The 20,034-nt window shown below is 51.0% G+C and carries 21 protein-coding genes; 8 read left to right on the forward strand and 13 right to left on the reverse strand.

All coding sequences use genetic code 11. The annotated features are described in order from the left end of the window. Positions 1-256: 256 nt before the first annotated feature. The gene (locus GQS10_RS05410) at positions 257-778 is read left to right on the forward strand and encodes a DUF421 domain-containing protein (protein WP_166239828.1); all 522 of its coding nucleotides are present in this window, start codon (positions 257-259) and stop codon (positions 776-778) included. Between the two features lie 8 nt (positions 779-786). On the opposite strand, the gene GQS10_RS05415 is transcribed toward GQS10_RS05410, so the two are convergent. The 3 genes from GQS10_RS05415 to pdxR all read right to left on the reverse strand — a co-directional run bounded on the left by GQS10_RS05415 (position 787) and on the right by pdxR (position 4,243). After that, positions 787-2,076: a voltage-gated chloride channel family protein gene (locus tag GQS10_RS05415; protein ID WP_166239830.1), complete on the reverse strand. Its 1,290-nt coding sequence runs from the start codon at positions 2,074-2,076 to the stop codon at positions 787-789. 144 nt (positions 2,077-2,220) lie between these two features. Next, positions 2,221-2,763 (reverse strand): DinB family protein, encoded by a 543-nt coding sequence (locus GQS10_RS05420; protein ID WP_207952145.1) that lies wholly within the window; start codon positions 2,761-2,763, stop codon positions 2,221-2,223. 37 nt (positions 2,764-2,800) lie between these two features. Further along, on the reverse strand, positions 2,801-4,243 hold the full coding sequence (pdxR, locus tag GQS10_RS05425) for a MocR-like pyridoxine biosynthesis transcription factor PdxR (RefSeq protein ID WP_166239832.1): 1,443 nt from the start codon (positions 4,241-4,243) through the stop codon (positions 2,801-2,803). 121 nt (positions 4,244-4,364) lie between these two features. Here pdxR and GQS10_RS05430 point away from each other — a divergent pair, with 121 nt between their 5' ends. Continuing rightward, positions 4,365-4,841, forward strand: coding sequence for a RidA family protein (locus GQS10_RS05430; protein ID WP_166239834.1), 477 nt, complete (start codon positions 4,365-4,367; stop codon positions 4,839-4,841). Continuing rightward, complete coding sequence (locus GQS10_RS05435; RefSeq protein WP_166239835.1) at positions 4,838-5,446, forward strand: DJ-1/PfpI family protein; 609 nt, start codon at positions 4,838-4,840, stop codon at positions 5,444-5,446. The genes GQS10_RS05430 and GQS10_RS05435 overlap by 4 nt, the downstream gene beginning before the upstream one ends. A 59-nt stretch (positions 5,447-5,505) precedes the next feature. On the opposite strand, the gene GQS10_RS05440 is transcribed toward GQS10_RS05435, so the two are convergent. From GQS10_RS05440 to GQS10_RS05465, 6 genes are all read right to left on the reverse strand, one after another. After that, positions 5,506-6,318 (reverse strand): undecaprenyl-diphosphate phosphatase, encoded by an 813-nt coding sequence (locus tag GQS10_RS05440; protein WP_166239982.1) that lies wholly within the window; start codon positions 6,316-6,318, stop codon positions 5,506-5,508. A 120-nt stretch (positions 6,319-6,438) separates the two neighbouring features. Further along, entirely contained in the window at positions 6,439-7,782 is a 1,344-nt protein-coding gene (locus tag GQS10_RS05445) for an MFS transporter (protein WP_166239836.1), read from the reverse strand. A 110-nt stretch (positions 7,783-7,892) separates the two neighbouring features. Further along, entirely contained in the window at positions 7,893-9,122 is a 1,230-nt protein-coding gene (locus GQS10_RS05450; RefSeq protein ID WP_166239837.1) for a MerR family transcriptional regulator, read from the reverse strand. Positions 9,123-9,302: 180 nt separating this feature from the next. Continuing rightward, positions 9,303-9,848 (reverse strand): hypothetical protein, encoded by a 546-nt coding sequence (locus GQS10_RS05455; protein WP_166239838.1) that lies wholly within the window; start codon positions 9,846-9,848, stop codon positions 9,303-9,305. 150 nt (positions 9,849-9,998) lie between these two features. Beyond that, entirely contained in the window at positions 9,999-11,651 is a 1,653-nt protein-coding gene (locus tag GQS10_RS05460) for a methyl-accepting chemotaxis protein (protein ID WP_166239984.1), read from the reverse strand. 29 nt (positions 11,652-11,680) lie between these two features. Further along, the gene (locus tag GQS10_RS05465; RefSeq protein ID WP_243734979.1) at positions 11,681-12,682 is read right to left on the reverse strand and encodes a BMP family lipoprotein; all 1,002 of its coding nucleotides are present in this window, start codon (positions 12,680-12,682) and stop codon (positions 11,681-11,683) included. A 218-nt stretch (positions 12,683-12,900) separates the two neighbouring features. Here GQS10_RS05465 and GQS10_RS05470 point away from each other — a divergent pair, with 218 nt between their 5' ends. From GQS10_RS05470 to GQS10_RS05480, 4 genes are all read left to right on the forward strand, one after another. Continuing rightward, complete coding sequence (locus GQS10_RS05470) at positions 12,901-13,275, forward strand: DUF4363 family protein (RefSeq protein ID WP_166239840.1); 375 nt, start codon at positions 12,901-12,903, stop codon at positions 13,273-13,275. Positions 13,276-13,288: 13 nt separating this feature from the next. Next, positions 13,289-13,483: a DUF421 domain-containing protein gene (locus GQS10_RS22905; RefSeq protein WP_207952146.1), complete on the forward strand. Its 195-nt coding sequence runs from the start codon at positions 13,289-13,291 to the stop codon at positions 13,481-13,483. Positions 13,484-13,501: 18 nt separating this feature from the next. Next, positions 13,502-13,984, forward strand: coding sequence for a DUF421 domain-containing protein (locus GQS10_RS22910; protein ID WP_341805007.1), 483 nt, complete (start codon positions 13,502-13,504; stop codon positions 13,982-13,984). 179 nt (positions 13,985-14,163) lie between these two features. Next, a complete protein-coding gene (locus GQS10_RS05480; RefSeq protein WP_166239842.1) occupies positions 14,164-14,883 on the forward strand; it encodes a 3-ketoacyl-ACP reductase in 720 nt (239 codons plus the stop codon). Between the two features lie 76 nt (positions 14,884-14,959). On the opposite strand, the gene GQS10_RS05485 is transcribed toward GQS10_RS05480, so the two are convergent. The 3 genes from GQS10_RS05485 to GQS10_RS05495 are packed head-to-tail and all read right to left on the reverse strand — an operon-like array spanning position 14,960 to position 17,396. Then, positions 14,960-15,247, reverse strand: coding sequence for a FeoB-associated Cys-rich membrane protein (locus tag GQS10_RS05485; RefSeq protein ID WP_341805008.1), 288 nt, complete (start codon positions 15,245-15,247; stop codon positions 14,960-14,962). After that, entirely contained in the window at positions 15,154-17,172 is a 2,019-nt protein-coding gene (feoB, locus tag GQS10_RS05490) for a ferrous iron transport protein B (RefSeq protein ID WP_166239846.1), read from the reverse strand. Before feoB ends, GQS10_RS05485 begins: the two co-directional genes overlap by 94 nt. After that, the gene (locus GQS10_RS05495) at positions 17,169-17,396 is read right to left on the reverse strand and encodes a FeoA domain-containing protein (RefSeq protein ID WP_166239848.1); all 228 of its coding nucleotides are present in this window, start codon (positions 17,394-17,396) and stop codon (positions 17,169-17,171) included. The genes feoB and GQS10_RS05495 overlap by 4 nt, the downstream gene beginning before the upstream one ends. A 706-nt stretch (positions 17,397-18,102) precedes the next feature. On the opposite strand from GQS10_RS05495, the gene GQS10_RS05500 reads away from it, so the two are divergent. Next, a complete protein-coding gene (locus GQS10_RS05500; RefSeq protein ID WP_166239850.1) occupies positions 18,103-18,723 on the forward strand; it encodes an acetate uptake transporter in 621 nt (206 codons plus the stop codon). A gap of 124 nt (positions 18,724-18,847) precedes the next feature. Here the strand turns inward: GQS10_RS05500 and GQS10_RS05505 are convergent, their stop codons facing one another. Next, positions 18,848-19,756, reverse strand: a complete 909-nt coding sequence (locus GQS10_RS05505) for a polysaccharide deacetylase family protein (protein ID WP_166239852.1) — start codon at positions 19,754-19,756, stop codon at positions 18,848-18,850. Positions 19,757-20,034 lie beyond the last annotated feature (278 nt).

A 20,034-nucleotide genomic window follows, 5' to 3' on the forward strand; every position in this document is an offset into this window, starting at 1 on the left:
ATTTACCGTAAACATCATCGATCGGCTCGCTGCGCCTTTTCACCCGAACCCAGTTGAACTGTTTCCGTGCGCTAAAGCAGGCATTCCTTATCGATTCTTCTACTAATCATTCGGTGCGATTAATTTTTATCTATATTATCGGGCTCACTCCGCTTTGTCAAGTCTTCGTTCATGCTTTTACAGTCAATCTTCACCTTTTTCATCGGAATAACGGCTTCTAACAATTGGGACAATAACGCTAGCTAGGAGGGAGATCATGGATTTATCTTGGCACATCGTATGGAAAAGCGCTTTTATCGTTATCTTCGGGATCTTGATGCTGCGTTTCTCCGGACGCCGCTCGATTGCCCAAATGACGGCGGCCACCACAGTCATTATGATTTCGATCGGAAACCTGCTTGCCCAAGGCATTGTCGACAAAGCGGTGTGGCGGTCCGCCGCCACGGTCGGGTTATTTTTGCTAATACTGATGCTCGTTGAATACTTGGAAGTGAAGCTTCGATGGTTTGAACGATTCATTTCCGGGAAAGCCGTTACCGTCGTGGAAAATGGGGTCGTCGATGAGAAGCAGTTGCGCAAAATCCGAATGACGCAGCACCAGCTGGAAATGAGGCTTCGGGAAAAAGGGTCTTTCCAGATTTCCGACCTAAAAAAGGTGACCATCGAGGTGAACGGCCGAATCGGCTACGAGCTGATGAGACACGCCCAGCCTGTCACCATCGGAGAGCTGGAGAAGCTGCTAAAGAGCTTAAAGGAAGACGGCAAACCGAACGGGTAGGCTTTCCGCTAGGACAGTTTCTTCTTTTGTTTTTCGATGGCGGAAATGGTTCGGCCTGCCGGGAGGTCGAGCAGCCGGCTCTTCGGCTCGTACATCTTCTGCGTGGGATAAATCCCGTGGTGCCCGGAGCATAAGTAGCTGACGATACAGGCGATGAAGAAAAAGAGGGTTCCCTTCCCCTCAAATAGCTCGATGCTTAGGAGAAAGCAGGCAAGCGGAGCCTGGGATGCCCCGCAAAAGACCGCGATTAAACCGACTGCGGCCAAGAAGCTGACCGGAAAGCCCGCCAAAGGCGCCAGTGCATTTCCCAGCGTAGACCCGACAAAGAAAAGCGGAATCGCCTCCCCGCCGCGAAAGCCGGTGCCCATCGTCACCGCAGTAAACACAATTTTGGCGAAAAAGGCGAAGGCCGGAACTGTGCCCTCAAAGGCCTGGTCCACCATCGGCAGCCCCCGCCCCAAATAGTCCCGTGACCCCACTACATAAACAAGCGCAATAAGGATAAGTCCGCCGACAAACCCTCGCACGATCAGGTTCGGCATATAGGTTTTGCTGAAGTGATAAATCCCATGCCGGATTTGGCAGTATAGGATGCTTATTAAACCAAAGCCAATGGACAGCAGCACGATCATCGTAAATGTCCATACGGTATAATCGGGAAGCTGCTCAATCACGTGGTGCTCGTGCTGGACTCCCCAAAGCGTCGCCGTCAAGTGGCCGACAAGGCTGGCCATAAAGCAGGGAACCACCGCATCAAAGCGTAGCCGGCCGAGAGCGACGACCTCCATGCCGAAGACCACCCCGGCAATCGGCGTACCGAAGGCGGAGCCGAAGCCGCCGCTAATTCCGGCGATCAGCAGGATTCTCCGGTCAGCCTCCGCCACCCGAAACAGCCGGTACACCGCCTCGGAAATGCTGCCTGCCATCTGAATGGCCGCGCCTTCCCTGCCGGTCGATCCTCCTAATCCATTCGTAATAAAGGTGCTTAGAAAGACAATCGGCCCCATACGTAAAGGAACCCTATTTTTCCCGTCATGGATATATTCAAGAATAAGATCGTTGCCCGCTCTGGAGCCATCCCCAAAATAACGGTAAAGGAACCCGATAACCGCTCCGCCTATCGGCAAAAGGAAAATCAGCCAGCCGTTCGCTTCCCTTGTATTCGTCAAAGCATCGTTCGTAAAAATAAGCCCGGCTGACGTTGTTCCCACAGCGAGTCCGATCAGCGTTCCCCAAAACAGCCATTTGGTTAATGTCGTCATAAAGGTGATCCATTGTTCTTTTCGGTTCGTTTCCATACCCGCATCTCCTGCAACATCTTCGGTTACAGCGCCTTTACTGCTTAGGTCGCTGCCCTCCTAGTTTGAGGAAACAGGTGGAAACTTATTCCGGAAGACGATGTAATTTATGAGGGCCCGTTGAGCTTCTATGTACACGGAAGATTACACGCTGCCTGCCAGAAACGCTTTGATGCGATCTTTTTGCTTCAAATGATGGCGGTAATGCATTTCCACCAGCAGGAACCACTCTACCGCTTGCAGCGCCCCAAACCTTCCATGAGAAACCGTACTTGCGAGGGAAGCCTTTTCCAGCAGCGGCAGCAGCTCCTTCATGCCGTTCGCAACCTCCTGCAGCCCTTGAATGAGCTGCTCCTTGCTCTCCGGCTGCGGCGGCGTATGGCCGGGATTGCCCTCAATCCGAATTCGGGTATTCGGAAATCCTCCTTGGCCAAACAACATTTGACCCGCTTCGGTTTTCTCTCCCGCAGCTGCCGCTCCCCCCTGATCCGCCGCAAGGCATGTTTTGATGTTGGGTATTTGGGTGCGCAGCGCCGTGTTGGTGAGATGCAGAATCATTTGACCGAGCGACCACTGCTCTTCATCCGGCTTTCGCCGCAGCTCCTCCAGTTCATACTGGTGAAGCTCCTCCACATAATGCGTGGTGAGTTCTTCTAACTTTTGCAGCGATTCGGTTGTGCTGATCATGGGCATTCACTCCTTTTCACTTGGTACTTCTATTCTATTAAACCGGTGCCGAATTACGCCATGCCCTTTTCAAACGGGCGACGCCCTCCTCCATCTCACGCTCGGTGAGCCCGCCAAACCCTAAAAACAGCCGATGCTCCTGCGTCCCGCCCGCTGCAGCTTCGTATTGCGGCCCATACACCTTAACTCCTTCCGCTTCGGCAACCTCAATCCATTGCCCGGCACGCCCGCTTGCATGTACGAACAGCTCTAGATGCAGCCCCGCCCCTTCCGCTTTCACCGTAACCAGCGGAGCAAGCTCCCGTTCCAGAAGCCCAGTAAGAAAGACGCGTTTCTTCCGGTACACGCTGCGGATTTTTTTCATATGGCGGAACCAAAGCCCGCGCTCCATAAAAATGCTCATGGCCAGCTGATCCATCCGGGATGGGCTGGATAAGATATGCTCCATACCGTCCAACCGGCGCAAGAGCTTCTCCGGAAGAATCATATACCCTAGCCTTAGAGCCGGAGTAAATGATTTGGAGAAGGTGCCTAAAAATACAACGACTCCGTCTTCGTCGAGCCCCTGTAGGGAAGGAAGAGGCTTTCCCTGATGGCGGAATTCACCGTCGTAATCATCCTCAATGATTACCGCATCCTGAGAAGCCGCCCATCCCAGCAGCTCCTTCTTCATCGCATACGTGATAGGCTTACCGGATGGGCGATGGGACGGCGTCACATAAACGCCCTGCAGCCCTGGGTCAGAGCCCAGACCTTCCATCGGCTCTTCAAAGAGCGGATAAGGGACAATTTCAAATCCATGCTGGGTAAATTTATGCGCTACTTGCGCAATACTGGTTTGCTCGAAAGCGATTGGGCCGGCCGCTCCAAGAAGCTTGGTGAGCAAATACAAGCTGTAGGAAAGCCCTGAGCCGATCACAATTTGCTCCGGTGAACAAAGGACTCCCCTTGCCGTGCGTACATAATCCGCGATGGCTTGCCGCAGCTCAAGCTCCCCGCGCGGGTCGCCATATTGATGCAGCCGGCCGCCATGCCGGTTCACCACTTCGGCCAACGCCGAGCGCCACGCCTTCGCCGGGAAGGTCTCTGCATCCACGTCCAGCAGGCTGAAATCAATGAGCTTTGGCGCGGATGCGTGATGGATGACATGCGATGCTGCGGCAATGCCGCCTTGGAACGCTGTAGTGGTTTGGGCCGCTCTCTCTGCGCTCCCCATTGGCTTCGCTGCCCAAACGAACTTCGGGCGAACCACAATAAAGCCGGCTCGCGGCTTGCTGTAAATATAGCCTTCCGCTGCGAGCAGCTGATACGCCGATTCCACCGTCGTCTTGCTCAATTTCAGCTGCTGCTGGAGCGAACGCACGGACGGGAGCTTACTGCCGTCCTTCGCACTCCCATCCACGATCAACGATCTGAGCTGTATATACAGCTGCTTATATAACGGGCCTTCGCCCTCTTCAGACATGATAAATTCGTACAACCGCGCACCTCTGACCTGCTTATATTTTTCCAAACTGATTCTTTTTTACAGGTCAGTATCAGTATAAGCTTTCTATAGATTTCCAACAACCGCCAGATGGAACGAAAAAGGAGGATATGAGATGAAAGATTCCGCTGAAGATCGGCTGTTACGGCTAGGCTTACGGCTCCCCGCCCAGAGCCCTCCCGCCGCCCGTTATGCTAATACCGTGCAGGCCAACGGACTGTTATTCGTATCTGGAAAAGGGCCTTCCGGATCTCCCCGAGGAAAACTAGGCTCGGCCTTTACCACCGACGATGGCTATGCTTTTGCAAGAGCCGCAGGCCTCGAGGTGCTTGCCGTCGTCAAGGCATCACTCGGCAGTTTGGATCGCGTCCGACGTGTCGTGAAGGTGCAGGGCTTTGTTAACGCGGAGCCGCATTTTGCCGAGCCCCACTTGGTATTGGACGGATTTTCCGAGTTGATGGTTGAGGTGTTTGGGGAGCGCGGGGTCCATGCCCGCTCTGTAATGGGGGCTAGCTCGCTGCGTGATCAGCTGCCGCTTGTGGTAGACAGTATTTTTGAGGTTGACGAGGATGGAAGGAGTGCTTATCGATGAAAATCGCATTTATTTTCTTTAACGATATGACGACGCTCGATTTTTCCGGCTTCCACAATGCGGTGACGTGGTTGAAGCGGCTTGGGTACATGGAGCAGCTTTCATGGGATTACTGCGCCATGGCGCCGGAAGTGACTGATGACCGCGGCATGCGCATCGGGATCGATAGGGTTCAGCCGGATTTGTCGGCGTATGATCTTGTGTTTATGCCCGGCGGCGCAGCTACTCGCAAGCTCGTGCATGATGAGGAATTTATCCGCTGGCTGCAAACCGCGGAGACGGTGCGTTATAAAGCGTCCGTCTGTACCGGAGCGCTGCTTTACGGAGCCGCCGGGTTTCTAGCCGGCAAACAGATCACGACGAATCCGCTGGCCTATGCGGAGCTCGAGCCCTATTGCGCCTCCGTCCTGCGGCAGCGGGTTGTTCAGGACGGAGAGCTGTACACTGGCGGCGGTATTGCCGCCTCGTTGGATTTAGGACTCTACTTTGTCGAGTCCATTGCCGGCCCCGAGGCTGCACGCGAGGTCCAGCGTTACATGGATTACCCGCATTATGACCGCGAATCGGTACTGGGCAGCAGAATCGATCCGAATCGTAGTTTTTGAAATAAAAAAGCTGTCTCCCAGTCATATGACTAGGGGACAGCTTTTCTATTTTACGCCAACTAGAGAAACATCAATACCGCTGCTCCAGCAAAAAAGCAGTAGAAGGAAAACCACTTTAGGTTGCCGCGCGCCATAATACCCATAAACCATTTTAAAGAGAAATAGGAAGCAACGAGCGAGCAAACGAATGCGGCTGCATAGGGCAGTGCATAGGTTTCAAGCAAGGGATCGCCAATCAGATTTTTGGCCTCCAGCAGCATCCCTCCGATACTGACAGGAATATAAAGCATAAACGAAAATCGCAACGCCGTTTCTTGCTTCATTCCCAGCCCCATCGAAGCGACAATTGTAGCGCCGGACCGGCTGATCCCGGGTATCAGGGCGACCGCTTGCGCGAAGCCTACAATGACAGCGTCGCGCCACGATAAGTCTTTATCCTGCTTTTTCCCTTTCAAGTTTCGGATGAGCCATAGCGCGACCCCCGTGATCAACAGTGTGATTCCAATCGTATTCATTCCACTCAGTTGTTGAGAAATCAAATCGTTAAAAAGAATACCGATAATAGCGGCGGGAACGGTACCGATGATTAAGTACACAGCGAACATAAAATCCGATTTACCGGAAGGGTCTTTCTTGGTGAGAAACCGCAAAGCGTTACGAACGATAAGAATAAGATCTTGCCGATAGATGAGCAGGATGGCAAGCAAAGAAGAGAAATTCACCAGAACCGCAAAGCTAAGGCCTTCAATGTGAAGTCCGAATGCATGCTCGGCAATCACAAGGTGACCGCTTGACGAGATCGGAATCGGCTCCGTAAATCCTTGTACCAGTCCAAGAAAGGCGAATTTAATAAAAATCAGTATCGATTCCAAGTCCAATTATAGCCCTCCATTATCCTAGATTCATAGAATCAATCATAGAAAACGGCCCATCAATTGTCAATTTCTAGAACAATGGCGCGAATGTTCAGCTCCTTGGATCGTTCATAACAGTTAAGCTTCCGTAGAAGCCGCGGCTGACTTTCCTAACGGGAGGTCGAAGTTACGCGACGTTCGGAGCGTTGCAAGCAAAAAGAGTGCGCCTCCCGCCGCAGTCAGCACATAGGAAGGAAGCAGCGGCAGCAGAAAACCGGATGCAAGCATCGCGACAGGCAGCATGATTTTCCCCGTGCTTAAGGAGATACTGAGCACTCTCCCCCGATATTCGTCGGGGATTTCTTTTTGCATATAATAAAAGAGCGGGATATCAATGAGAGAGATGATCACTCCCGCACCAGCCATCAAGACGACATAAAAGCCCGTGCACAGCATAGAAAACACAGAAGCATCCGTGAACGCCCCCAAGCTCTGCAGCAGCACCGGGAGGCCCAAGAAAATCATCACAACCGACAATCCCCAGCATAACCGGCGTAGCAGTACTCCATAAGGAAGCGATTGAATGATTCTTTGGACAACTAAAGCACCCACGATCATCCCCACCGGAAAAGCCCCCTGTATGATGCCGAATTCCACCGCTTCCAGCCGAAGAACCGTCGTAATGATATAAGGCAGCGGCACCGTAATGGCAAAGCCCAAGAAGAAATTGATCGAGATCAACACGACAAATAGCTGCAGGAGCTGGTTTTGGGTGAATACATAGCGAAAACCGGCCTTGATTTCGCGCATAAAGCGGATCGATTCACCTGCAGCGTCTTCTTTCGGCCTATCCTCGCAAAACAGCCGAAACCGAATAAACAACATCATCAACCCGGAAAAGAGAAAGGAAACCCCATTAAACAGAATGAACGCCCGAATATCCCAGAGTGCAAACACCAACCCGCCAATCATCGGTCCCGCGATGGAGGAAATCGAGTCAATCACTTTACTGATCGAATTTAATCGCATCAGACGCGCATCCGAAACCATATTCGGCTTCGCCGCCTCTAAGGCCACTCCAAAAAACGCACTGCACACCGTAAGCAACAGCGTCACCGAATAGATCAGCAGCAGGTGCAAGCCATATGCAATCGATACAAAGTACATGGCAAGAAGCAGCCCGCCGCTTACAAAATCCATCGTGACGACAATCATTTTTTTGCTGCCCCGATCGGCCAGCACCCCGGCCACCGGATGCAAAATAATATAGGGAACGATGCCCAGCACTAAAGTCACTGCGAAGCTCATCGCTGAGCCGGTCAGCTGCAGCACATACAATCCAAGCGCAAATTGAAACATCGCCGTGCCAAGCACGGAAATCGTCTTGCCCGCAGAATACAAAACGATATTGCGTTTTTCCAAGCTGTCAGTTTTCCTCTCCCCGCCATGAATAAGCCCCGGCTCATGTCGTACTGCCTCCATCTCGACCACTCCGTTTCATCTGAATGAACCACAGTATAGCGGGTTGTGTACACCCAACGACAAGATGGAGAATGAGGCTTTTTATAAGGGGAAAATAAAAAAAGGCGGGGTTAACCCGACCTTTTTCCAAAATAAGAGTAGGTATAAACCTCTTCTCCCTGCACAAAAAAATCCTCGTACACACCGCCCTGATCCATGTTCGGCGATGTTCTTTCATCAAGCGAAATGTAACGGAGTCCTTGCAAATTCTCTTGTATTCGCTGCTTGATGAAATTATGGCGCAGCCGCGGCTCAATCTTACTGTCCGTACTAAAATGATGGAAGGCAATATAGGAGCCAAGCAAGTGCGCATCCCGCTTCACCAGCGGATCGATGCACCCAAGCAAAAACTGCTCATGCTCGAAGCCATAGTTGCTCGAGCCCGTCGCATCGATGACCACGTCCGCACATTCGTCCACGAGCGGAAGCTGCAAAAAATCGGCGCAAATGAAAACTACATTTTTCTGAATACCCGTGCGTTCGAGCGATTGCTTCAAAAATCGATTCCATTTCATATGGTGATCGACTGCGATATACATGCAATCATCCGGCAGCTCCGAATAGACCGCCCGCAGAAAAAAGCCCACTCCAGAGCCGAGATCCAATAGCAGCTTATGTCGAAGCGGAACTTGGTTCAGCTTTCGTTTCGCCCATTCCGTGCCTTGGTAGACATTCTCTAAATAGTAGGGATCCGTGGCCTCGATATAATCAAAAATATGATGCTGATGCGGGATTTCGACCGGGGCATCGCGTTGTTGGCTGCAATCTCCTGCGCACAAGATCCCCGCTTCAATCGGATACTGCTCCCCGCATGAACAGAGGAGCATCCCCTCCATAATTTGATTGCGCTGAATGATTCCGTCCTGCAGCGTTAAGCGCTGCTTGCAGCGGAAGCACCGCAGCCGCTCCAATAGAGCCAGCGGCACCCCGATTGAGACCGGACCTTCCCCGTCTGCCGCGGCTGCATCGAGCTTCTCTTTCAGCTTTTGCTTCGCCTGCTCCAGCTGCTTGATCTGCTCTTCCATCGCTTGATACTTATCGCGGAATAAGGACTGGTACGCTGCATGCTTCTCGTACCCGGTTAAGGTGGCGAGATGCTTAATCACAAAAATCCGCTTCATTTCTTGAAGCGTGAAGCCCATTTCTTTCAGCTCCAAAACCAGCTCAAGGTCTTGCTGGCAGCGCTCATCAAAGCGATACTGTCCTCCGCTTTTTTCAGGGACGATCAGACCGAGGTCCATATAATGCCGAACCGTATCGATGCTGATCCCGTTTGTTTCACTAAATTGTCCGATTCTCATAGGAATCCTCACCCGAGCCGTTTTTGTTCATTATACCTGATTTCAGGGAGACTACCTTTATAACGTTCGTTAACAAAAAATAAACAGCCTAAGCCCGATAATGGTGATTTTCAGGCAAAGGCTGCTTTCTTATTAAAATTTGGGCTTTTCTCCGGTGAACTGACGATGATGGCTCTGTTATTATTCGAGAGTAAGCCCCCGATACTCCTCTAACTTGGCTTCGATCTCTTCCTTTAATGCATCGAGCTTCGCCTCCTGCTTTTCACGTTCGGCCTTCAGTTCGGCTCCATGGGCCTTTAATCCCGCCAAAACCGCATCTCTTTCGGCCTTCTTGGCCTCTATCCGTTTAGCGTACTCTTCCTTCTTGGCCCCGTCCGGTAAATAATAGTGAACATACCTCAGCATTTTAATCTCTGCTGCCAAATTGTAGGCATGTGTTTCAATAAAGCTTATATCCATTTTCGGCAAGATCCTATACAGTTTAATCCCCTGTTCTTCCGGGTTAAATGTAACCTCATACCCGGTCACATCTGCAAACTCACGCACCGGCAAGTAGCTGGTTCCCTCTACAACTATGGCTTGCTGCTGCAGCGGTCTTCCGTCGACTTTCACCGAAAATGTCCCTTCAATTACTTTGCCAACCGCCGTTTCAATCGTTTCAGCATGAGCCGAGGCTGTGAAGGCTAAGCCGGCTCCTAAAATGAGTCCGAATGCGAATTTTTTCATAGGTCACCATCCACTTGGTTGTTCCTACCAAAGTATCATGAGGTTTACAACTTTTCAATAGAAATAAGTAAAAAGCCCCAACCGCACACGGTCTGCCGCGTGCAATTGAAGGCTTCTTTCTTCCTATTATCCTACTATCACCTTAAAATCTTACAGCGTGAACCGCTTCAGCTGTTCCTGCATCTCATCGGCAATGCGGCGAAGCGACTTCACCTTATCCGCGGCCTCGCCAAAGGAATGCTTCTGGGTGACGGTCGACGCCGTGATTTCCTCGCTGCCTGCGGCTGACTGCTCGGTTATCGCGCTAATGCTCGTCATCGCCTGCTGCACCTGCGCACAGATTGCCTGCGAATCGCCCATATCCGCCGCGAGCGCATCCAAATGCTCCGCGATCCGCTGTACCTGATCGCTAATCTCCGTAAACGCCTCTTCCGTCGAAGCGGCTGCCGTCTCCTGCTCGCGGAACAGCAGCATGCTGTCCGTCACCGAGCGCCGAACCTTATTCATGGCGGTGCTAATTCCCTCCACCGCCGCAAAAATTTGCCTTACCGCCAACACCGACTGATCAGCCAGCTTCTTCACTTCGCCCGCAACAACTGCGAAGCCCTTGCCGGCCTCGCCCGCCCGAGCCGCTTCGATCGATGCGTTTAAGGAGAGCATTGTCGTTTGCTTGGCAATTTCCGCGACATATCCAGTCATTTTGGTAATTTCCGATGCGTTGGCTTCAAGCTCCTGCACCGTTTGCTCCACGACAGCCATCGCATTGCGATTGCTCGTTACGACCCGTAGCTGCTCCTTCATCGTTTCCCCGCCGCGGGCAATGGCCCGAACCGCTTCGGTGCTGTGCGTAACCGACTGCGCCGTTTGCTCCAGGTTGGTCACAAATCTGCGCTCCATATCATCCACAAGCTCTACCGTCATCGTAATATCCTCTGCAATACGCTGGCTTCCGATCGCCAGCTCCTCAATCGCCGTGGCCACCTGGTCAACGATCTCGTTCATCGTATCGTTCTGCTCATCGATGTCCTTCGCCATCGAATCCACCTTCGTACCGGCCTGATCCACCGAAAGCACCATCTCTCGGACATTGGAAATCATCATACGGAACGCGCCATTCAGCTCATCCAGCTCGTCATGCCCCTTAGCCGCAGCCAGTTGGACGGATAAATCCCCCTGCGCAATCCGCTGTGCGGCCTCATTCAATCTTCGAATGCGTCGAACCAGCTGCCGCGCAGAAAGCATATTAAAGGCTCCGACTGCGACACACAGCAGCACCGCTCCGGCAAGCGCAAGCTGCCAAGTCAAGCGGATGCTTTCCGCCAAGTGCCGCGTATACTCTTCGTACCGCGCTTTTGTCAGCACATCGAGGTTGTAGATATCGTTTTGAATTCCTAGCGTACGAATTGCCTGCCGTTTCGTCTCCGGGCTGTTTTTCTCCTCCAGCGCCTTAGCCGCTACGGTACGCAGTTCGGTAAATTTGTCCAAAATCGCCGAGAGCAGTGCCTTCTCCTGTTCGGTTTGCAATAGGCCCTCAGCAAGGAGCTGGATTGTCTTCTCCGATTGTCCCAAGTAATTCAGTACTTCTGCTTTATTACCCTCACTCATGGAAAACGAATAATTGTTCAGCGCCTGGCTGGTTTGAATCAGATTCCCCTTGAGCTCTTGGATATTCAGCATAGCGGGAACCAATTCTTTATTCTGGGCATTCATACTAAGCAGTTGGGAAATAATATAGGCAACCAAAGCGAGCGAGGCGAGCAGTGAAATTAACGCGTTGCGCACCAGTTTGCCTTGAAGTTTCATCTTCATCGCAGAATCCTCCGTACGTGTTGTTATGGGGTTGTGATCGTAATACTTCCTGACGCAAGCTTCTGCATAACATCATCCAGCACCTGTTGCTTTTCAGGCTCCAAGGTAATCACTCGAATCGGTGCAAGACCGACACCGTTGTCCTTCAACCCAAATACCATCTGCTTCTTCCCAAACTGTCCTTGATTGGACACAAAATCTTTCACTGCAGAATGAATGGCAACATCCACATTTTTCAGCATCGATGTAAATACGGCCTTTTCCGCGATGAAAAATTGATCCGTATCCACCCCAACCGCAAGCGTGCCCCGCTCCGCCGATTCTTGAAGCGCACCGACGCCGGTAAAACCAGCCGCCGCATAAATGACGTCCACCTTATTTTTCGTGATCATATCCGACGCAATCTTTGCCCCAAGATCCGCTTTTCCAAAGTCGCCTGCATACGTGACCGTCAGCTTAATCTTGGGATTGACCGCCAGAACCCCTTGCTCAAAGCCTTTTTGAAACTTATGAATCAACGGCACATCCACTCCCCCGATAAACCCGATCCGGTTCGTCTTGGTTACCAGCGCTGCCGCCGCCCCAGCAAGGAAGCTGCCTTCTTCTTCTTTAAAAGTAATCGACGCCACATTCGGCAGCTCCGAGATTTCATCAATGATTAAAAACTGCTTTTCTGGATAAAGCTTTGCGATCTTCTCTAAGCTTTCCTTCACCATAAAGCCTAGGCCGACAATTAAATCGCTATTGGCTTGAATCAGCTCCTCAAAGCCGGCATCATACGTTTTGGTTTGAGCGAGCTCGCGGTATTCAAACACGATTCCTTCCTCATCTCTCGCTTTCAACAATCCGCGAAAAGCCGCATCACTAAACGATTGATCGCCAAGGCCGACATCCGAGAGCATGATTCCGATTTTCATTTGTTTTTTAACCGGTTCGGCGTTCGGCTGCGCACAGCCTCCCAGCAAAACGACAGTTAGAAGAAGCGCTAGCCCCATCATCGCAATCGATCTAAGCTGAACCCTCATGATCCACACTCCATGTTGTTTATAGTAAGCTTCTAAAACCCTTTTATCGGAATAGCACTTCCTTTTTGTTAGCTGTTTATTATTGGAAAAGGCTATACATAACTGGTCCTACCTAATATTTGCGTAGGCGCGCCACACCTTACCCCTTCTTTTTCCAACGTAGAACCTCATTTACATGGCAACACTACCTAGCAAATCCCATTCTCTGGAGGGGGCCTATGAAAAACAAATACGTTACCCTGTTTTTAGTTTCAGCCGTATTTCTTTTCTTTGTCGTCTATTTTTCAACGATTAATCTCATTCTCAATTCGGAAGTTCAGCCAGGGCAAACCCTAACGTCCGTAAAAGAAGCGGTGAAGTCGGAGCAGTGGGAGGAAGCAGACCAAAAAGTTCAACAACTGAAGACCTTCTGGGGAACATTCCAATATCTCATGATGCTCAATTATGCGACAGAGGACTTCACTTCGTTTGAAGAAAAGCTGGAGGATATGGATACAGCCGTTCAGCAAAAAGATAAGAGCGAGGTGCTGAAGGCCGCAAACCAAGCCCTCTATAACTGGAATAATATGATGAGGCTCATTCCACAACCATAAGGAGGACGATTCCATGACCGAGATCGCTGTTTATATGCTGCGCTGCATCATCATGCTCGTCATTACTTGGGCAGGCATCCGTCTACTTGGGAAAAAGACGATTGCCCAAATGACAGCCTACGAGTTGTCCGGAATGATGCTGTTAACTACTGTCGCTGCCGAGCCTCTCGTGGTTAAGGTTGCGTTCAAGGCGGCTTCCGGGGTTTAGATTCTGGGGATTTGTACCGTGCTTATCGGCTGGCTTTCTTTAAAAAAGTTTTTATACAATTTAGACTCAAAGCCGAGCATAGTCATTATGAACGGACAAATTGACAGGAAAGCGCTAAAACATGCGCAAATGAATCTCCCTTTTTTTCTTTCGCTGCTGCGGGAAAAAGGAATTTTCAATGTGTCCCAGGTGGAGTACGCCATTGTCGAGCCTAACGGAACCGTTTCCGTTATTCCGACAGCGCAGGATCGGCCGGTCACTCCAAAAGATTTACAATTGCAAACCCACGATGGCGGGATCGGCCTCCCACTCATCATCGATGGAGAGGTGCAGATCACCAATCTACAGTATAAAGGGTTGAATACCGAATGGTTGGAAAATGAGATCCGTAAATCCGGGGCCACTCAAATTAAGGATGTCTTTTTGGCCGAGCTTGGACCGAACGGCAAACTGCATGTTGACCTGCGATATACCAAGCTTCATAAGCCCGACCTGAAATAAGGCGGAGAATTCCGCCTCTTCCCCCGGCCCACTCCGGCAATAAATGCTATCACTGCCTTTCCATCTCAGCGAGAATAGAGCCGCCGAAAGGTTGTATTCGTTCCCTTATAAGGGTAATCTTAAATCGACTGGTACAGGCAGACAGAAGATTATCATTAATATCGCTAGGAGTGGAGACCATGCAATTTACCAACAAAACAGCAATCATTACCGGTGCGGGAAAAGGAATCGGCAAGGCTGCCGCCCAAGCCTTAGCGAAGCAAGGTGTTCGGCTTGGCTTGCTAGCCCGGAGCGCCTCCGATTTAGAGGCTCTGCAGCACGAGCTGAAGCAAAATTATGGTGTCGATGTGTTTTACGCGGCTGCCGATGTTTCCAAGCCAGAGGAAGTGAAACCGGCCAGCGCTCAATTGATTGAACAGCTCGGAGTCGTAGACATCCTGATCAACAATGCAGGGATCGCCACGTTTGGAACCGTCCTGGATATGGACCCGGCCGAGTGGGAGCGTATTATTCAAGTAAACCTGATGGGGACTTACTATGTTACAAGAGCGGTTCTGCCAGCCATGCTGGAGCGCAAGCAAGGCGACATTATTAATGTAGCCTCTACTGCCGGAGAAAGAGGCTTCGCGACCGGTTCTGCTTACTGCGCGTCTAAGTTCGCTGTCATGGGGCTGACCGAAGCACTGTTCCATGAGGTTCGTAAATCCAATATCCGTGTTACGGCCCTGACCCCAAGCACCGTAAACACCGAGCTGGCCGCCAAGGCCGGACTTCCGATCGGTGAGGAAGACCGCATGATGCAGCCGGAGGATGTGGCGCAGCTTATCGTCTCTGCCCTAATGCTGCCACCTCGTGTGGTCATGAAAACCGCCGGCATTTTGACCACCAACCCGCAATAATTGCACGCGGAAACAATAAAGGGGTGCCCGCAAGGGCACCCCTTTTCCAATTGGATTTCGAATCAATCAGCGCCATTTAATCGTTAACAGCCTGACGGTTGCGCCCGGCTGCCACCGTACTGCAAGAGGCTGGACAAGACTGCTCTTGTACACACCCTGCACATCCCCCCTTCCGGCTTCGTCTAATGAAGCGGACCAGCGACCATCCGGAATAACCAAAAATTAGGGCTCCGATCAACACGTTGACAATCACTTTTACCCCTCCATTCGTTAGGACAGACCCAGCCATCTTCCCGTTTGATGTAGCAGCAGCACAAACAAATATGCGATCAACAGCCCACTTCCGATGGACAGCAGCATCCATTTGGTCGAATAGGTTTCTTTCTTAATCACCGCTACTGTGGCTAAGCACGGCACATATAAGAGGACAAAAGCCATAAATCCATACGCTGCCAGTGGGGTAAACTGTTCCGCCAGCATCCCCTGAAGCTCTGCTTCCGGTACAAAATAAATGATACTCATCGAAGCGACCACCACTTCTTTCGCAAGAAATCCGGTTAGCAGGGAAGCAGCGGCCTGCCAAGTTCCAAAACCGAGAGGCGTCAAGAGCGGCGCAAGGACTCCACCGATTAATGCTAGAAAGCTCTCGTTCATCTCTACCTGCAATCCTCCGGGTCCCGTGTAAGACAACAGCCAAATGAGCACCGAGCCTCCAAATATATACGTACCCGCTTTACGGATAAATCCCTTTCCTTTCTCCCATGTGGAGCGCCATAATGTACGCGCCTGCGGAAGACGATACGGCGGGAGATCGATAATAAACACCGATTCTTCCCCGCGAAACGCAGTAGTCGATAGAAATTTGGCATAGGCCAGCGCCACAACGATCCCAAGCACATAGAGGGAAAGGACAACAAACGCCTGGTTTGCTGCAAAAAATGCACCTGCGAAGAGAGCGTACACCGGAAGCCTTGCCGAACAAGACATAAACGGCGTCAATAAGATCGTCATCAGCCGTTCCTTCGGCTGTTCGATAGTTCTTGCGGCCATAACCCCCGGCACATTGCAGCCAAAGCCAATCATGAGAGGGATAAAGGCCTTTCCGTTAATCCCGATTCCCTCCATCACTCGGTCCATAACCATGGCTACGCGCGCCATGTAACCGGAATCCTCAAGGAGCGAAATAAACATAAACAAGATAAATATTTGCGGTACGAAGACAAGAACGCCGCCCACCCCGGCCACGATCCCATCCAGAATTAACGCTTTTATAAAAGAGGACGCTCCAACAGCCTCTAAGCCGGATGCCAGCAAATCCGTTAAAGGACCGCTTATCAAAAGATCCAACCGGTCCGATAACGGAAAACCGAGCCAATCAAAGGTAAGCATAAAAATCAGATACATAAGCAGCAAAAATACCGGAATTCCCCAAATGCGGTGGGTAACCACCCGATCTACACGGTCCGTGATCGTTTGCAGCTGGTCCGAGCCGTACGTAACCGCCTTCCGAACGGCGTCTTGAATAAACTGCTCCCTGCAGCGGAACAGGTACAGGGGAACCGACCGTGCCAGCTTTGCCTGAAGAAGCTGATCTTCCGTCTTCTTCCGAATATGCAGCAGCCTGTCCGGTTGAATAGTTCCGTTCGACAGCAAGTGCGAAGTGATCCGTTCATTGCCCTCAAGAAATTGAAGGGCGAGCCATCGTTTCGGTATTCCCGGCCAATTGGGAAGCTCGCTCTCTAGCTGATGAATCGCAGATTCGATTACGGGTCCGTAATCGATGGTCAACGGTGCTGCCGCTTCCAACCTGCCTTCCAGTAAAAACCGGCCCAGTTCCTCACACCCCTGCAGGGCCCTCGCGACAACCGGCAGCACGGGTACGCCGAGCGCCTCCGATAACCGTTTCGGATCAACCAAAATCCCTCTCAGCTTGGCTACATCGACCATGTTTAAAGCGATCGTCAACGGTTTTCCGAATTCAAGCAGCTGCACAGTCAACTGCAGATTACGCACCAGCTGTGAAGCATCCACAATATTCAACAGCTCTACGCTGGACTCACTCATCAAGAAATCGGTGACGACCCCTTCATCGCGCGACAAGGGAATGAGAGAATACACGCCCGGAAGGTCGGTGATTGAACAGGTGCTGTTCCGGATCCACCCCACCTTTTTCTCTACCGTGACCCCACTCCAATTGCCTACATATGCGTATGAGCCCGTCAATGCATTAAATAACGAGGTTTTCCCCGTATTGGGGTTTCCGAGAAGTGCAATCGTAGGAGCACTCATCGCCGTTCGACCCGAATCCTTTGCGCTTCGCGAGCCCGGATCCCGATGCCCTGCCCATCCATCATCACCATGTACGGGCCGCCAAAAGGCAGTTTTCTCCGAAGCCAAATTTCACTATGATCCTTCATTCCCAAATACATCAGCCTGTGCTGCACAACCTCATGCACCCTCGAGAAATCTACAATCCTCGCCTTTTCCCCTGGGCGCAGCTCCGACAAAACCACAATTATCTCCTCCACTCTTTGAAAACGATAATTATTATCAATGATTTTGCGCCAATTATAATGGATAACCCAGGAAAAGGAAGTGACGGTAATCACAATTCCCTTAGATATTTGTTCACATCAGGCAGCCTTGGCAGCTACCTTCTGCCAAAATGCTTATGCTCTTCTTCTGCAGCTTGCGGATGGTTAGTGCTGGGAGGATGTTTTTTACCAAAGGATTGATGTAATTAAATTTTGAACGTTTTGTGAAAATACCGGTGGACAAATTCACAGAAAATTCATATAATTATCTCACAGAACTAGTTCTTAATGCTTACTTAAGTGCAATCTAGCGACAATGGCAGTACATACAACTAGGTCAATGTACATGCCTAGGTCTGTGGTTTCCCGCTTGCTCTTATTACAGATCATGATTCGAGAGGGGTATTACGTATGGTACATGTTAAAGCAGTAATCAAAGGTTTCAGCTTCGGTCTCTTTGGAATCGGCGCCCTCCCGTTTCTCGTCGCTAACAACATTAAGGACCAATTGAACGGCAATCGATAAAGTGAACATTAAAGGTACAATACGTAAAAGCCCAGTGCCGTACAGGTACTGGGCTTGTTTTATCTCTTTCCGGTTTTTGTGATTTCTTTTACATCTCCCGTACTCCTCTTGGGCTATACTAATCGAATTCAACTTATCTCATATCTCGTAGGAGGAAGCTATGACCCCCCAACCCGCTCAACAAGTGAAAATCATAACCGCCGATCCAAGCGCCATCGGCCTGTTTGGACTGGCCATCGTCACACTCGTCGCCTCATCGCAAAAGCTTGGCATCACCTCAGGCTACAGCTTTGTCATTCCGTGGGCTGTCTTTCTCGGCGCCTTCGCGCAGCTGTTCGCCTGCATCCAAGATGCCAAGCATAACAACACCTTCGGCATGACTGCCTTCGGTGCCTATGCATTCTTCTGGCTGGGCGTAGCCAGCAGCTGGCTGATCAAGCTCGGCGTCTTCGGCCCGGAGCTGGCCGGCACTGTGGATGGGCGGCAGCTCGGTTTCGCGTTCCTTGGCTATCTTATCTTCACGCTGTTCATGACCATCGGAGCGATCGAGACCAATAAAGTGCTGCTGATCATTTTTATATTGATCGATTTCCTGTTCCTTGGACTTATGCTTGACGCTTTCGGAGTCATGCCCGAAGTATTCCATAAGCTTGCCGCTTACGCCGAACTTGGCATCGCTCTTTTCTCGTTTTACGGAAGTGGAGCCGCCGTGCTGAACACGCATTTCGGCCGTGTCTTCCTTCCGATCGGCAAGCCGTTCGGTATTTTTAAGGAAAATTAGCCTTGGTCCACCTTTACAAATGAAAAAGAACCAGCCGCTTGATGAGCTGCACCCCGATTGTTAGACCAAACTAACAATCAAGACGCGCTTCAACGAGAGGGTGGTTCTTTTTTTACCTCCAAGCTTACTGCGCCGCCGCTCGAGAAATTCCCCGCTTCACCCAATACTGCAGCCGGTACGGCGTCGCTTGCGGCACCCCGGCATGAATTCGCGGAATGAGCAGGGCAGCGTCATCCTGTCGAACCAGCCGCGGCTCGCCGGTAAACGCATACTGAATCCCCGCCGATTGATACACCTCAAGGCTTTGCGGATCATAGCTCCCGAACGGATAAGCCAGCATATGGGCTGCAGCCGTCGGCCGCCGTCCGGCACCAGTATACAGCTTTTGCAGCTCGGATTGGCAGCGCACTAAATCGTCGCGTACCCGCTTATGATACTCCTCGACCGTCTCCTGTTTGCCGTTCATATGGATGGGCTGCGCAAGAATGCCTTTTCCATCGTTAAAAATATGGCTTGCATGCGTATGGCAGCCGAACTCCGCCTTGGCCGGGCCTGCCTCATCGTTGTGCTGGAGAATAGCCTGGATCTGCGTCGTGGTTAAAAATTTATCTGTTTTTTTACTCTGATATGCGTATCCCGTAATCAGAAACTGTACGGACGGAATTTCAAGTTCTTCTAATATGGGAAGAGCCGTCTGGGCGTAGCTGGCGAACCCGTCATCGAAAGTAACCAGCATCGCATCGTCCGGAATCTCAGCCTCTCCTTTCATAAAAGCCTCAAACTGATCAGAGGTAATAAAATGAGCGCCGTTCCCCTTTAAAAGCTCCAGCTGCGCACGAAATAGCTCCGGGGTGATGCTGTATTCCCCCTTATCGTAACTAATATCGTGATACTCCAGCACCGTTACCCGGCCGCTATAATGCGGAGGATAAAAATAATACGCCGCGTACCCTCCCGCTCCGATCAAGCCAATTAATACACCGATAAGGATCAGCTTTACAAGGAGCTTTCCGTACTTCCTAACCCACAACAATGCCATCTTCCTCCTGTTATGCTCAATACAGTCGACTCTACTATATTTTCACGGAATATGCATCGAAAAATTGTTTTGCCCCACTTCAACTCCGATACTGCCGTACACTTTCACCCAGCAATTTCTCCACCTCCTGCAGTTCCCTTGGGCAAGCCCATGCAATTCGTTATGAATTGATCCATTAGTAGAAAAAGAACCGGACGCCAGCTGCCGCTTTCGTCCGGTTCCCCTACGTGACTTCACAAGAGTTCGTATCCGTCTGGGCTTCTCAAATCTTG

The sequence above is a fragment of the Paenibacillus turpanensis genome, assembly GCF_011421635.1.
Lineage (GTDB): Bacteria > Bacillota > Bacilli > Paenibacillales > YIM-B00363 > Paenibacillus_AK > Paenibacillus_AK turpanensis.

What these genes read in the sequence shown, in the direction of transcription:
- GQS10_RS05430 (WP_166239834.1), top strand. Translation starts at nt 4,365, where the DNA reads ATGAAAGATTCCGCTGAAGATCGGCTGTTACGGCTAGGCTTACGGCTC.
- GQS10_RS22905 (WP_207952146.1), top strand. Translation starts at nt 13,289, where the DNA reads ATGACCGAGATCGCTGTTTATATGCTGCGCTGCATCATCATGCTCGTC.
- GQS10_RS05450 (WP_166239837.1), bottom strand. Translation starts at nt 9,122, where the DNA reads ATGAGAATCGGACAATTTAGTGAAACAAACGGGATCAGCATCGATACG.
- GQS10_RS05420 (WP_207952145.1), bottom strand. Translation starts at nt 2,763, where the DNA reads ATGATCAGCACAACCGAATCGCTGCAAAAGTTAGAAGAACTCACCACG.
- GQS10_RS05455 (WP_166239838.1), bottom strand. Translation starts at nt 9,848, where the DNA reads ATGAAAAAATTCGCATTCGGACTCATTTTAGGAGCCGGCTTAGCCTTC.
- GQS10_RS05500 (WP_166239850.1), top strand. Translation starts at nt 18,103, where the DNA reads ATGACCCCCCAACCCGCTCAACAAGTGAAAATCATAACCGCCGATCCA.
- GQS10_RS05485 (WP_341805008.1), bottom strand. Translation starts at nt 15,247, where the DNA reads ATGGATGCTGCTGTCCATCGGAAGTGGGCTGTTGATCGCATATTTGTT.
- GQS10_RS05465 (WP_243734979.1), bottom strand. Translation starts at nt 12,682, where the DNA reads ATGAGGGTTCAGCTTAGATCGATTGCGATGATGGGGCTAGCGCTTCTT.
- GQS10_RS05445 (WP_166239836.1), bottom strand. Translation starts at nt 7,782, where the DNA reads ATGGAGGCAGTACGACATGAGCCGGGGCTTATTCATGGCGGGGAGAGG.
- GQS10_RS05435 (WP_166239835.1), top strand. Translation starts at nt 4,838, where the DNA reads ATGAAAATCGCATTTATTTTCTTTAACGATATGACGACGCTCGATTTT.
- GQS10_RS05480 (WP_166239842.1), top strand. Translation starts at nt 14,164, where the DNA reads ATGCAATTTACCAACAAAACAGCAATCATTACCGGTGCGGGAAAAGGA.
- feoB (WP_166239846.1), bottom strand. Translation starts at nt 17,172, where the DNA reads ATGAGTGCTCCTACGATTGCACTTCTCGGAAACCCCAATACGGGGAAA.
- GQS10_RS05415 (WP_166239830.1), bottom strand. Translation starts at nt 2,076, where the DNA reads ATGGAAACGAACCGAAAAGAACAATGGATCACCTTTATGACGACATTA.
- GQS10_RS05460 (WP_166239984.1), bottom strand. Translation starts at nt 11,651, where the DNA reads ATGAAACTTCAAGGCAAACTGGTGCGCAACGCGTTAATTTCACTGCTC.
- GQS10_RS05470 (WP_166239840.1), top strand. Translation starts at nt 12,901, where the DNA reads ATGAAAAACAAATACGTTACCCTGTTTTTAGTTTCAGCCGTATTTCTT.
- GQS10_RS05410 (WP_166239828.1), top strand. Translation starts at nt 257, where the DNA reads ATGGATTTATCTTGGCACATCGTATGGAAAAGCGCTTTTATCGTTATC.